Source organism: Microbacterium songi, assembly GCF_042747925.1.
In the GTDB taxonomy this organism is placed as follows: domain Bacteria; phylum Actinomycetota; class Actinomycetes; order Actinomycetales; family Microbacteriaceae; genus Microbacterium.
Genome location: NZ_JBHZIE010000001.1, coordinates 234,456 through 247,771 on the forward strand (window position 1 = coordinate 234,456; position 13,316 = coordinate 247,771).

Genomic DNA, 13,316 nt, shown 5'->3' on the forward strand with positions numbered 1-13,316 from the left:
GGCTGCGCCCCGCGATGAGGGGGACGGATGTGCCCGCAGGGAACCGATCAGTCTGCGAGCTGGAGCGCCGCCCACACCTCCGCGCGCGCCGGGAACCCCGCGAGGTCGACGTCGAGCAGCCGCGAGACCTGGGCGATCCGCGCACGCACCGTGTGGCGGTGCACACCGAGGGCGGTGGCCGCCGCATCGAAGCGCGCGTCCTGCTCGAGCCACACCCGCAGCGTCTCCCGCAACGGCGTGGAGTGCGCCGTGTCGTAGGCGTCGAGCGGCTCCAGGACGGCGTCGGCACGCAGGCGCGCGGCATCGGAGCGCAGGCTCGTCAATACTCCGGATGCCGCCACGTCGGCGAAGCCGGTGACGCCGTCGCGCGACGACCGCAGACCGAACGCCAGGGCTTCGCGAGCCTGTGACAGTGCTTTCGAGGTGTCGTCGTACCCGGCGGGCGCCGAGGCGCCGACGCGCATCGAGAACCGCATCGCCACCGCCGACAGCGACGTGGTGTCGGCCTCCGGCACGATCATGACGATTCCCTCGTCGCCGCGCGCGTAGAAGATGCGACCGTCGGCGGCCTGCTGCTCGAGATGCTCGTCGATCGCGTCGGTGTCGGGCCGGGCGAAGCCCAGCACGAACGGTTCCGCGGGGAGAGGCCCCCAGACGGCCCGCGAGAGCCGCCCGGCGAGTGCCGAGTCGCCGGCGACGAGCGCCTCGAGGATGGCCGTGCGCAGGCGGGATCGGCCGTTCTCGAGCCGCTCGCCCTGAGCGAAGGCGAGCTCCACCATCGCGACCACAGCGACCAGGACGCCGCGCGCATCCTGGTCGAGGTCGCCGGCGCCGACGGCGAGCACACCCCGCAGGTGGCCGCCGCGGCCGAGTGTCTGCAGCTGGAACGGGGTGTCGACGATGCGGAGTGACGACCCGGCGCGCGCGCCGCGCCGGAGCACGATGCCCACCTCCTGCGCGAGCTCGTTCCGCACCGCGTCGGGAAGTGTCGTCGGGTGCTCGCGGGTGAGGGTGCCGGCCCCGTCGTAGAGCCCCACCCAGCACCCGAGCTGACGGGCCAGCTCGGCGAGCGTCGCGCCGAGACCGTCGCTGCGGAGCGCCGCGAGAGACAGTGCCCGCTGGGCGGCGAGCGACCAGCTGCGGCGCGCGTACGCCTGCGCGGCCGTCGCCTCGGCGTTCGCGCGGGCTACCGCGATGAACGGGGTGCGGTACGGCACCTCGAAGAGGGGGATCCGCTGCGCACGGCACGCGGCCGCGAGCCCGGCCGGGATGCCGTCGCGCGCCACCTCGGTCCCGAACCCGAGCCCGCGCACCCCCCGCGCGCGAAGGCGGGCGACGTACGGACCGTACGCGTCCTCCGAGTCGAACTGGGTGCCGGTCGTCAGCAGCGCGAGGCCCTCCGACAGGAACGGCGTGGGGTCGGTGAGGTCCGAGCTGTGCACCCATCGCACCGGCAGATCGAGCGCGCCCTCGTCGAGCTCGTGCTCCGTCCCCTCGAGACGCAGCTGCAGGTCGGCGCGGTGCAGCAGCGCACGCAGAGTCGGGGTCTCGGTGGGTGCCGCCATGTGCTTGCTCCTGTCCTTCGCGTACACGGGGTTCGTCCAGAATGTACACCGCGCACAGTGTGGGGCCCGCGCGCGCCGCCCTACGCTCGCCGCATGACCCTCACCGACGCACCTGCGACCACTCCGCTCGGCGGACCCGGCCTTCCCCAGGAACGGCGTCTGGTCACCAGCATCCCCGGTCCGCGTTCCCAGGAACTCCTGGACCGCAAGGCGGCCGCCGTCTCGGCGGGCGTCGGCCACACGGTGCCGATCCACGCCGTCGCGGCGGGCGGCGGTGTCATCGTCGACGCCGACGGCAACTCGCTCATCGACCTCGGGTCGGGGATCGCCGTGACCTCGCTCGGCAACGCCCACCCCGCGGTCGTGGCGGCCGTGCAGGCACAGGTCGCGCAGTTCACGCACACGTGCTTCATGATCTCTCCGTACGAGTCGTACGTCGACGTCGCCGAAGCCCTCAACCGCGTCACCCCGGGCGACCACGCCAAGAAGAGCGCGCTGTTCAACTCAGGGGCCGAGGCCGTCGAGAACGCGGTCAAGATCGCCCGCAAGTACACCGGCAAGCAGGCCGTCGTCGCGTTCGACCACGCCTATCACGGCCGCACCAACCTGACGATGGCGCTCACCGCGAAGTCCATGCCCTACAAGAGCGGGTTCGGTCCCTTCGCGAGCGAGGTCTACCGCGCGCCGATGTCGTATCCGTTCCGCGACGGGCTGTCGGGGGCGGATGCCGCGAAGAAGGCGATCTCGCTCATCGAGAAGCAGGTGGGCGCCGACAATCTGGCCGCCGTCATCATCGAGCCCATCCAGGGGGAGGGCGGCTTCATCGTCCCCGCCGAAGGGTTCCTGCCGGCCATCGTCGAGTGGTGCCGCGCCAACGACGTCGTGTTCATCGCCGACGAGGTGCAGTCGGGCTTCGCCCGCACCGGGGCGATGTTCGCGAGTGAGCACTTCGGCATCGTGCCCGACCTCATCACCACCGCGAAGGGCATCGCCGGCGGTCTGCCGCTCGCCGCGGTCACCGGTCGCGCCGAGATGATGGACGCCACCCACGGCGGTGGCCTCGGCGGCACGTACGGCGGAAACCCGATCGCCTGCGCCGCGGCCGTCGCCGCGATCGACGCCTTCGAGAACGATGGTCTGATCGAGCGCGCCGCCGAGCTCGAGACACTGCTCCTCGATCGCCTCCGCGCGCTGCAGTCGTCCGACCCGCGCATCGGCGACATCCGCGGCCGGGGGGCGATGATCGCCGCCGAGTTCGTCGATCCGGAGACGAACGAACCGGATGCCGCGCTCACCGGCGCGATCGCGAAGGCATGCATCGCCGAGGGTGTGATCGTCCTGACGTGCGGCACGTACGGCAACGTGATCCGGTTCCTGCCGCCGCTGTCCATCTCCGATGCGCTGCTGCACGAGGGACTCGATATCGTGGCATCCGTGCTCGCCTCTCGATGACCCTGCGCCCGGCCACACCGGTCCGCACTCCCTCCTGCACCCGAAAGACAAGGAAGTCAGCATGACCGAGATCACCCGAGACGTCGTCATCATCGGAGCGGGTGCCGCCGGCCTCACCGCGGCGAACGAGTTGAAGAAGGCCGGGCTCTCCGTCGCGGTGCTCGAGGCCCGCGACCGCGTCGGCGGGCGACTCTGGACCGATGAGATCGACGGCGCGATGCTCGAGCTCGGCGGGCAGTGGGTCTCGCCCGACCAGGAGGCACTCATCGAGACGGTCGCCGACCTGGGGCTGGAGACGTACTCCCGCTACCGCGAAGGCGACAGCGTCTACATCAATGCGCAGGGCGAGCTGACGCGCTTCACCGGCGAGATCTTCCCGGTGCCGCCGGCCACGGAGAAGGTCATGGTCGACCTCATCGAGAAGCTCGATGCGATGGTCGCGCAGATGGACCCCGACCGCCCGTGGGAGCACCCCGACGCCGAGGCGCTCGACAAGATCTCGTTCGAGCGATGGCTGTACGACCAGACCGACGACAAGGAGGCCGTCGACAACCTCGCGCTGTTCATCGCCGGCGCCATGCTCACCAAACCCCCGCACGCGTTCTCCACCCTGCAGGCGCTGCTGATGTCGGCGAGCGCCGGCAGCTTCAGCAATCTCGTCGACGCCGACTTCATCCTCGACAAGCGCGTCGTCGGCGGTCTCCAGCAGGTTCCGCTGCTGCTGGCCGAGCGACTCGGAGAGGACGTGTTCCTCGGCCAGCCGGTGCGCACCCTCGAGTACGGCGACGCCGCCGGAGGGGGAGTCACCGCGATCGCCGACGGCATCACGGTGCGCGCCCGCTATGCGATCCTCGCCGTCGCGCCCGTGCTGTACAACCGCATCTCGTTCGTCCCGCCCCTGCCGCGCCGGCAGCATCAGCTGCATCAGCACCTGTCCATGGGCTTCGTGATCAAGGTGCATGCGGTGTACGAGACACCCTTCTGGCGCGACAAGGGCCTGTCCGGCACCGCGTTCAGCCCGTACGAGCTGTCGCACGAGGCCTACGACAACACCAACCACGACGACCCGCACGGCACCCTGGTGGGTTTCGTCTCCGACCAGCACGCCGACGACGTCTTCCTCCTCTCACCCGACGAGCGAAAGCAGCGCATCCTCGAGTCGCTCTCGCACTACTACGGTCCCGAGGCGCTCGACCCGATCGTCTACTACGAGAGCGACTGGGGCACCGAGGAGTGGACTCGTGGGGCCTACGCCGCGAGCTTCGACCTCGGCGGGCTGTCGCGCTACGGAAACGACCTCCGCACGCCGGTCGGACCGATCCAGTTCGCGTGCAGTGATCTGGCGGGTGCCGGCTACCAGCACGTCGACGGTGCGATCCGCATGGGCCGTCTGGCGGCGGCGAACATCCTGGCCGAGGATCGCGCGTGAGTCACCGCATCGTCGTGGGCTACACCGCGACGGACACGGGGGCGGATGCCGTGGCGCTCGGTGCGCGCCTGGCCGCGGCATCCGGTGCCTCGCTCGACATCGTCGTCGTCCTCCCGGGCGACGAGCGCAGCGTGATCACGCCACCCGACGCGAGTTACGACCGCTACCTGCGTGCCCAGGCGGGCACCTGGCTCGAAGAGGCCGCGGCCTCGCTTCCGGAGTCGGTCCGGCACGAGGAGCATGTCCGCTACGCGGACTCGTTCGCCGAGGGCCTGCTCGTGATCGCCGACGAGCACGACGCGACGCACATCGTCATCGGAGCAGCCAACGGTGGGCTGCGCGGACGGCACCGTCTCGGAACGGTCGCGACGGAACTGCTGCACTCCTCCGACGTGCCCGTCGTGCTCGCGCCGGAAGGCACGCGACGGATCGATCCTTCGTCCGGAGTCACCCGCATCACGGCGGCCGTGGGAACCCGCCCCGGGGCCGACGCGCTGCTCAGTGAGGCGATCTCGCTCGCGACCGCGGCATCGGCCGAACTGCGCCTGCTCTCGCTCGTCACGGTCGATCTGCCGGCGACCGTCGACACCGGAGTGATCCGCATCGCCGGTGAGGCCCACGCCGACGCGGTCGTCACCCAGGCACGCGCCGAGCTGCCCCACGGCCTCGACGCCGAGGCGGTCGTCGCCCGCGGCGACAGCATCGAGGATGCCGTCGCCCATCTGAGCTGGGAGCCGGGCGAGATCGCCGTCGTCGGCTCGAGCCGTCTCGCCCAGCCTCGACGCCTGTTCCTCGGCTCGACCGCGGCGAAGATGCTGCACGAACTGCCCGTCCCGATGATCGTCGTCCCCCGCACGCGCACCACCGACGAAGGAGCCGTGCGATGAGCGCACCCGACGCTGACGCCACAGCGACGACCACCACCGCAGAGACCGGGGGCATCAGCAGCAAGGGCCTGTCGGCGGGCACCGTCGGCCTCATCGGCGCGGTCGTCATCGGCATCTCCTGCATCGCCCCGGCGTATACGTTCACCGCCGCGATCGGACCCACCGTGGGGGCCGTGGGCGTACAGGTGCCCGCGATCATCCTCGTCGGCTTCATCCCGATGCTGCTCGTCGCCTTCGGCTATCGGGAGCTCAACAACCGGATGCCGGACTCCGGCACCTCCTTCACATGGGCTGCCCGTGCCTTCGGTCCGTGGATCGGGTGGATGGCCGGGTGGGGGCTGATCGCGGCGACCGTGATCGTGCTGTCCAACCTCGCCGGCATCGCCGTCGACTTCCTCTTCCTCCTGATCTCGCAGCTCACCGGCAACGCCGGCATCGCCGATCTCGCGTCGGTGATCTGGATCAACATCGCCGTCTGTCTGCTGTTCGTGCTCGGCGCCACCGTGGTCTCGTACCGCGACATGCAGACGACGCAGAAGCTGCAGTACTTCCTGGTCAGCTTCCAGGTGGTCGTGCTCCTGCTGTTCGCCATCGTCGCCATCGTGCAGGTGAACAACGGCAACGCCTTCGACGCGACACCCTTCGACTGGTCGTGGTTCAACCCGTTCGAGGTGTCGTCCTTCAGCGCCTTCGCCGCGGGGCTCTCCCTCTCGATCTTCATCTTCTGGGGATGGGACGTCACCCTCACGATGAACGAGGAGACGAAGGACCCCGAGAAGACGCCCGGCCGCGCCGCGACCATCACCGTCATCACGATCGTCGCGCTCTACCTGCTGCTGGCCGTCTCGATGATCATGTTCGCGGGAATCGGAGACGGCGAGTACGGCCTGGGCAACCCCGACATCCAGGACAACGCGTTCTTCGCTCTCGCCGGTCCGATCCTCGGCCCCCTGGCCGCGCTCGTCTCGCTCGCGGTGCTCACCAGTTCAGCATCGTCGCTGCAGTCGACCTTCGTGGGGCCGGCGCGCACCCTGCTCGCCATGGGGCACTACGGCGCGCTCCCCGAGCGGTTCGCCAAGGTGAGCCCGAAGTACTTCACCCCCGGCTTCGCCACGATCGTCTCCGCCGTCGTCGCGGCGGGCTTCTACGCGATCATGCGCGTCGTGAGCACCAATGTCCTGTCGGACACGATCCTCACGCTCGGCATCATGATCTGCTTCTACTACGGCCTCACCGCCTTCGCCTGCGTGTGGTACTTCCGCCACCAGTGGTTCGATTCCGTGCGCAATGTGTTCTTCACGTTCCTGTTCCCGCTCGTCGGGGGTGTCATCCTGGGCGTGCTGTTCGTCACCACGCTCATCGACAGCATGAACCCCGAGTACGGCAGCGGATCCGAGATCGGCGGCGTGGGACTGGTGTTCATCCTCGGCGTCACGATCATCGTCGTCGGCATCGGCATCATGATCTGGCAGTCGATCAAGCGCCCCGCGTTCTTCCGCGGCCAGACGCTGTCCGTCGATGCTCCCGAGAGCCTGCGCCGTTCGAGCCGCGCACGCCGACGCTGACCACCCCCACCTCCGAGACAGCACAAAACGAAAGGTTCGGCACATGTCCGACTACGCGGTCATCAACCCGGCGACGGGCGAGACCCTGGCCACCTATCCCACGGCGACGGCCGAGCAGCTCGAGGAAGCGCTGGCGACGGCGGATGCTGCGGCTCGAGGCTGGGCTCGGTCGTCGAGCGTCACCGAGCGCGCCGCTCTCATCCGGCGCGCGGCCGAACTGCATCGCGAACGCCGTGACGAACTGGCCGGAACCATCGTCCGCGAGATGGGGAAGCCGCTGGCCGCCGCGCTCGGCGAAGTCGACTTCGCCGCCGACATCACGGAGTTCTACGCCGACAACGCCGAGAGGATCATGTCGGATCAGCCCATCGACATCCTGGGTGAGGGCACCGCGGTCATCCGTCGCTCGGCCCTGGGGACGCTGCTGGGCATCATGCCGTGGAACTTCCCGTACTACCAGGTCGCCCGCTTCGCGGCACCGAACCTGCTGATCGGCAACCCCATCCTGCTCAAGCACGCCCCGCAGTGCCCCGAGTCCTCCGCTGCGATCGAGAAGATCTACCGGGACGCGGGTTTCCCCGAGGGCGCGTACACGAACCTCTACATCACGAACGATCAGGCCGCCGAGGTCATCGCCGACCCCCGCGTGCACGGCGTGTCCGTGACGGGATCCGAGCGCGCCGGTGCCGCGGTCGCCGAGATCGCCGGTCGCAACCTCAAGAAGGTCGTGCTGGAGCTGGGCGGTTCGGACCCCTTCATCCTCCTCTCCACCGACGACCTCGATGGTGCGGTGGCCGCGGCCGTCGAAGCGCGGCTGGACAACACCGGACAGTCGTGCAACGCCGCGAAGCGCTTCATCGTCGCCGACGCGCTCTACGAGCCCTTCCTCGAGAAGTTCGTCGCGGCCATGTCGGGAGCCAAGGTGGGGGATCCCCTGGCGGAGGACACCGTGCTGGGCCCGCTCTCCTCCCTCGTCGCCGCGGAACGGCTGGCCGACCAGGTGGACAGGGCGGTCGCGCAGGGCGCGACGCTCGCCGCCGGCGGAACCCGCGACGGCGCGTACTACCCCGGGACCGTTCTCACCGACGTCACCCCCGAGATGGACGCCTACCGCGAGGAGTTCTTCGGCCCGGTCGGTGTGGTCTACCGCGTAGCGGACGAGGACGAGGCGGTGGCCGTGGCCAACGACACCCCGTTCGGTCTCGGTTCGTATGTGTTCACGACCGACGAGGCGCAGGCCGAGCGCGTCGCCGACAAGATCGACGCCGGGATGGTCTACGTCAATCTGGTGCTGGCCGACTCGCCCGAGCTGCCGTTCGGTGGAGTCAAGCGCAGCGGCACGGGTCGCGAGATGGGTCTGCTGGCCGCCGACGAGTTCGTCAACAAGAAGCTCGTCCGCGTCGGTCCGTGACGAAGCGCTCTCGCCGGCCGGTGGCTGACGCCGGCCGTCGGGGGAACGGAGCGAGGAGAAGGGTGGCCTCCGGGCCGTCACACGAGGGCGGTGCGGTGCCGTGCGACGGTCAGGCCGTGCGGGGCGCCCGCGGTCAGTTCGTCGCGTAGGAGCGCCCCGAGCTCGGCGAGACGATCGGGTGACATCCGCGATGTCGGGCCGGTGATGCTCACGGCGACCGGGCGTCCCGCAGGTCGCACGAGGGCGACAGCGACACAGCTGATGCCCGGCTCGTTCTCCTCCTGCTCCATCGCGTAGCCGTTCTCGCGGGCGGCTTCGACGGCGAGCCGGAAGCGTCGACCCACCGCAGGGTCGGCGGCGGCTTCATACACGTTCAGCGAATCGTCCGGCGTCCCCTCCGCGGCAATCATGGCCCGACCGAGGGCCGTCGTCAGAGCAGGAGACTGCCGACCGATGCGGGACCACACACGGATCGTGCGATCGGGTTCGACCTTGTCGAGATAGAGCACATTCGGCGTTTCGAGTGTGCCGAGGTGGACGAGTTCCTGCACCCGATGCGAGACGCTCAGGAGGATCGGGCGGAACAACGCAGGAAGGTTCTCCTCGCTGAGGAAACGATCGACCAGCAAGGCCGGTCGGTTGCCGAGGCGGTATCGCTGGGCGACGTCCTGTTCGGCGAACCCGCGGTGCATGAGCGCCTGCAGCAGGCGGTGGACGGACGCCTTGTTCAAGCCGGTCGCCGCGACGAGGTCGCGCAGAGCCGCACCGTCCGGCCCGGCGTCCGCCAGCACCTCGATCAAGGTCAGGGCTTTGTCGACGCTGCCCACGGGTGACGCGGCGCCACGTGTCTCGTCCATGAACCCTCCGATCGATTTCAGTGTACGGCGGGGGAGTGCCCCGCTCGCCTTTACAGCTTCTCCACCCTCTGCTACCTTGGTCCGTATTACAAGACAGCCGGTTCGTAATACGGAACGCCGGCCACGAAACCTTCGAATCGGAGCGCAACGATGCGACCACTCACCCGGGAGACCACGCCTCCGGCAGCCCTCATCGGTGCGTCGGCTCCCCTCGAAACGGGAATCGTCCACCTCGGTCTCGGCAACTTCCATCGTGCGCACGCGGCGGTCTACACCGCTCAGGCACTGGCCGCCGAGTTCGGAGACTGGGGCATCGCGGGGTTCGCGAACGCCTCGCGGCGGGTCGTCGACCCGCTCACGGCCCAGGACCACCGGTACTCGATCCTGCAACTGTCGGAGAACGGCGCGCAGGCAGGTGTCGTGGACGTGCATCGGAGCGCTGCAGTGCTGGCCGACGATCGGTCCGCATTCATCGCGGCACTCGTGCGACCCCAGCACCGCATCCTGACGCTCACGATCTCCGAGACCGGTTACTCGCGCTCGTCACGAACCGGACGTCTCGATCTCGACGAGCCCGCGATCACCGCCGATCTCGCCGATCCGCAGCATCCTGTCTCGGCGGTGGGGCTCATGGCACTCGGTCTCGCCCGGCGCGCAGAACACGGGGAGCCCTTCACGGTCCTGTCGTGCGACAACCTCCAGTCGGCCGGGCACGCGACCCGCGCCGTCGTCACCGAATTCCTCGAGGCCAGCGGTGCAGATGCGGACGTCCTCTCCTACGTCGAGAGCCGCGTCGCGTTCCCCAACGCCATGGTCGACCGGATCGTGCCTGCCACCACCCCGGCGACGACGGACGAGGTCGCCGCCCTCCTGGGTGTGATCGATGCGTGTCCCGTCCGCGCCGAGGACTTCTCGATGTGGGTCCTCGAAGACGAATTCGCCGGAGGACGCCCGGCATGGGACCGTGCCGGCGCGATCATGAGCGACGAGGTCGAACGCTACGAGGTCGTGAAGCTCCGGCTCCTCAATGGGTCTCATTCACTGATCGCCTACCTCGGTGGACTGGATGGCCAATCGACGATCCCGGATGCCTGGAGACAGCCGTTCATCCGTGACGCCGTCCTGGCGGGCATCCGCACGGACTATCTGCCCAGCATCGCGCTGCCGCAGGGTCTCGATGTGGACGCCTACGTGGAGTCGCTCACTCACCGCTGGGCCAACTCCGCGCTCGGCGATCGCACCGCGCGCGTCGGCTCGGACGGATCGACGAAACTCCTCCAGCGGATCCCCGCACCGGCGGAACATGCGCTGAGGTCAGGCCGCGTACCCCACCAGCTCGCGCTCACGACCGCCGCGTGGATCTGCGCCATCGCGCCGCCCGCAGGGTTCACGCCCGGGCCCATCGCCGACGAGATGCAGGACGCCGCCCGCCATCGGATGGTCGAGGCGACCCGGGGAGCACAAGGGCCCCGCGCCCACGCCATCGCTGTTCTGAACGCCGGCTTCCTGCCGGACTCTTTGACCGCGCACGCCGCGTTCGTCGATCGCGTCGCCGAACTCGTCGACGTCATCGTCCGTCACGGCGTCCGCGCCGCGGCGTCCGATGCGCTGCGGTCGAGCACATCCGGTTCGACCGTCCGAGAGGAAGTCCGATGAAGACGCTTGCGATACACGCGAAGGAAGACATCCGCTGGGAAGACACAGCGGTACCGGAACCGTCGAGCGGCGAGGTGCGGCTGCGTGTGACGCACGTCGGGATCTGTGGTTCCGACCTGCACTACTACTTCCACGGAGCGAACGGCGAGTACACGATCCGCGAGCCGTTGACGCCGGGGCATGAGCTCTCGGCCATCGTGGACCTCGATCCGTCGGGGCGGCTGGCCGCCGGCACGCGGGTCACGGTGCATCCGGCCCGCTACGGTGCCGCGGTCGAAGGGCTGGAGGACCGTCCCCATCTTCGCCCCGGGGGCGACTACCTGGGGAGCGCCGCGGCCGACCCGCATCGCCAAGGCGGGGCGGCGGAGTACCTCCTCGTCGATGACGGCATGGTCCGGCTGCTGCCCGACAGCCTCCCCCTCGAGCGCGCGGCGCTCGCGGAGCCTCTCGCGGTTGCGCTCCACGCTGTCGGATTGACGGATGTCCGCGGCAAGCGCGTCCTGGTCATCGGGGCAGGGCCCATCGGCCTGCTGGTCGTCGCCGCCGCGATGCGAGCCGGCGCGGCGACGGTCGCGGCGAGCGACGTGCGTGAGGAGCCGCTCCGACGTGCACAGGGTCTGGGCGCTTCCGAGCTCGTCCTCGTCGGGCGCGATGCCGTCGCCGACGAGTCCTACGACGTCATCTTCGAATGCTCGGGGGTGCCGGTGTCGCTGACTCAGGCCGTGCGAGCCGCACGGCGCGCCGGCACCGTCGTCCAGGTCGGCATGCTCCCGAACGCGGATCTGGCCGTGAACCTCGCGCCCGTGCTGGCGAAGGAACTGACCCTCCGCGGCGCCTTCCGCTTCTCCACGGAGATCGACGACGCCATCGCGATGCTCGCCGAATCCGACGCCCTCGATGCGGTCATCTCGCACGTGATCCCCGCGGCCGACGCCGTTCGGGCTTTCACCCTCGCCCGCGATTCCTCCGCCTCCGCGAAGGTCCTCCTCAGCTTCTGACACCCAGAACGTTCTTGCACGACCCTCATCCCTCTACAAAGGAGTATCCGAATGAGCACATCCAACGTCCCCGGCGTGGACGCAGCTGCACCCCCGCCCGTTGCCACGCGCACGACGGGAGATCTCGTCCGAGCCGCCGTCTCCGGCTGGCTCGGCACCGCTCTCGAATTCATGGACTTCCAGCTGTACTCCCTGGCTGCCGCCCTCGTGTTCAGCCAGTTGTTCTTCGGCGGCGGGGACCCGGCCATGGCGGTCGTCCTGGCGATGGCGACCTACGGCGTCGGCTACGTGGCGCGCCCGGTGGGCGCGTTCGTCTTCGCACGCATCGGTGACAAGGTGGGGCGGCGCAAGGTCCTCTTCTACACGATCCTGCTGATGGGCGCGGCGACCACCCTCATCGGGTTCTTGCCGACCTACGAGCAGGTCGGCATCCTGGCGCCCATCCTTCTGGTCATTCTTCGTCTGGCGCAGGGTTTCGGTGCGGGTGCGGAGATCTCGGGCGCCGGCGTCATGCTGTCCGAATACGCGCCGACCAACCGTCGTGGCATCATCGCCTCCCTCGTCGCCCTCGGCACGAACTGCGGCACGCTGTTCGCGTCGGCCATCTGGGCGATCCTGCTCGCCGTGATGCTCGAGAGCGACGTCATCGCGTGGGGCTGGCGCATTCCGTTCATCGGCAGCGCCGTGATCATGCTGTTCGCCCTGTGGGTGCGGTTCAACCTCAAGGAGAGCCCGGTCTTCGAGGAGCGCACCGACGTCGTCGACGGCCGAGCACTCTCCCGCGACGAGGTGAAGGACCTCGCCACCAAGACCAACGACATCCGCACGCTCGAGTCGTTGCAGCGCAAGCCGATCAAGGCCGTCATCGTCGCGTTCTTCCTCCGCTTCGGCCAGGCCGGAAACTCCGGCATGGTGCAGACCTATCTCATCTCGTTCATCACCATCACGCTCGCGATGTCGAAGCAGGTCGGACCCGAGGTCGTCATCGTCTCCTCGCTCATCGGCTTCCTGACGATCCCGCTCGTGGGATTCCTCGGTGACAGGTTCGGCCGTCGCCGCATGTACATCGTGATGACGTCCTTGTCGCTCCTGCTGATCATCCCCACGCTCCTCATGATCAACACCGCTGAGGTCGTCTGGGTCTTCGTCGGCTACGCGCTCATCCACAACATCTCCGTTCTGGGCCTGGCGTCGATGGAGAACATCTCGATCCCCGAGATCTTCGGCGCGCGCAACCGCTACACGCTCACCGCCATGGTCAGGGAGATCGCCGCCATCATCGCGACGGGCATCGGCCCGGTCGTCGTCGCCGCATGGGTCGCCGCCACCACCGGGAGCATCGTTCCGGTCATGGTGCTGATGGGGATCTTCACCGTCTCGGCTCTGATCGCCGCCATCTGGGCACCCGAGTGGACGGGGCGCGATCTCACCGATCCGCGCGCCGCCATGTGAGCCGTACCCGCCGCAGACACCATCGGGGTGCGGTCGCACGGAAT

10 protein-coding genes are annotated in these 13,316 nt (G+C 69.0%); 8 read left to right on the forward strand and 2 right to left on the reverse strand.

Annotated features, from left to right (window positions below):
- Nucleotides 1-47: 47 nt before the first annotated feature.
- On the reverse strand, nucleotides 48-1,565 hold the full coding sequence (locus tag ACFM35_RS01260; protein ID WP_378837350.1) for a PucR family transcriptional regulator: 1,518 nt from the start codon (nucleotides 1,563-1,565) through the stop codon (nucleotides 48-50).
- A gap of 93 nt (nucleotides 1,566-1,658) precedes the next feature.
- Here ACFM35_RS01260 and gabT point away from each other — a divergent pair, with 93 nt between their 5' ends.
- The 5 genes from gabT to ACFM35_RS01285 all read left to right on the forward strand — a co-directional run bounded on the left by gabT (nucleotide 1,659) and on the right by ACFM35_RS01285 (nucleotide 8,309).
- Nucleotides 1,659-3,017: a 4-aminobutyrate--2-oxoglutarate transaminase gene (gene gabT, locus ACFM35_RS01265; protein WP_378837352.1), complete on the forward strand. Its 1,359-nt coding sequence runs from the start codon at nucleotides 1,659-1,661 to the stop codon at nucleotides 3,015-3,017.
- A gap of 61 nt (nucleotides 3,018-3,078) precedes the next feature.
- The gene (locus ACFM35_RS01270; protein WP_378837354.1) at nucleotides 3,079-4,446 is read left to right on the forward strand and encodes a flavin monoamine oxidase family protein; all 1,368 of its coding nucleotides are present in this window, start codon (nucleotides 3,079-3,081) and stop codon (nucleotides 4,444-4,446) included.
- A complete protein-coding gene (locus ACFM35_RS01275) occupies nucleotides 4,443-5,333 on the forward strand; it encodes a universal stress protein (protein ID WP_378837357.1) in 891 nt (296 codons plus the stop codon). Before ACFM35_RS01270 ends, ACFM35_RS01275 begins: the two co-directional genes overlap by 4 nt.
- Nucleotides 5,330-6,898 (forward strand): APC family permease, encoded by a 1,569-nt coding sequence (locus ACFM35_RS01280; RefSeq protein ID WP_378837359.1) that lies wholly within the window; start codon nucleotides 5,330-5,332, stop codon nucleotides 6,896-6,898. Before ACFM35_RS01275 ends, ACFM35_RS01280 begins: the two co-directional genes overlap by 4 nt.
- A 43-nt stretch (nucleotides 6,899-6,941) precedes the next feature.
- Nucleotides 6,942-8,309 carry an NAD-dependent succinate-semialdehyde dehydrogenase gene (locus ACFM35_RS01285; RefSeq protein ID WP_378837362.1) on the forward strand — a complete coding sequence of 456 codons (1,368 nt, stop codon included), beginning with the start codon at nucleotides 6,942-6,944 and terminating at the stop codon, nucleotides 8,307-8,309.
- A gap of 77 nt (nucleotides 8,310-8,386) precedes the next feature.
- On the opposite strand, the gene ACFM35_RS01290 is transcribed toward ACFM35_RS01285, so the two are convergent.
- Nucleotides 8,387-9,166 carry an IclR family transcriptional regulator gene (locus ACFM35_RS01290; RefSeq protein ID WP_378837364.1) on the reverse strand — a complete coding sequence of 260 codons (780 nt, stop codon included), beginning with the start codon at nucleotides 9,164-9,166 and terminating at the stop codon, nucleotides 8,387-8,389.
- 150 nt (nucleotides 9,167-9,316) lie between these two features.
- Here ACFM35_RS01290 and ACFM35_RS01295 point away from each other — a divergent pair, with 150 nt between their 5' ends.
- The 3 genes from ACFM35_RS01295 to ACFM35_RS01305 are packed head-to-tail and all read left to right on the forward strand — an operon-like array spanning nucleotide 9,317 to nucleotide 13,272.
- A complete protein-coding gene (locus tag ACFM35_RS01295; protein WP_378837367.1) occupies nucleotides 9,317-10,822 on the forward strand; it encodes a mannitol dehydrogenase family protein in 1,506 nt (501 codons plus the stop codon).
- Nucleotides 10,819-11,820, forward strand: coding sequence for a zinc-binding dehydrogenase (locus ACFM35_RS01300; protein ID WP_378837369.1), 1,002 nt, complete (start codon nucleotides 10,819-10,821; stop codon nucleotides 11,818-11,820). Before ACFM35_RS01295 ends, ACFM35_RS01300 begins: the two co-directional genes overlap by 4 nt.
- A 51-nt stretch (nucleotides 11,821-11,871) precedes the next feature.
- Nucleotides 11,872-13,272, forward strand: a complete 1,401-nt coding sequence (locus ACFM35_RS01305; RefSeq protein ID WP_378837372.1) for an MFS transporter — start codon at nucleotides 11,872-11,874, stop codon at nucleotides 13,270-13,272.
- Nucleotides 13,273-13,316 lie beyond the last annotated feature (44 nt).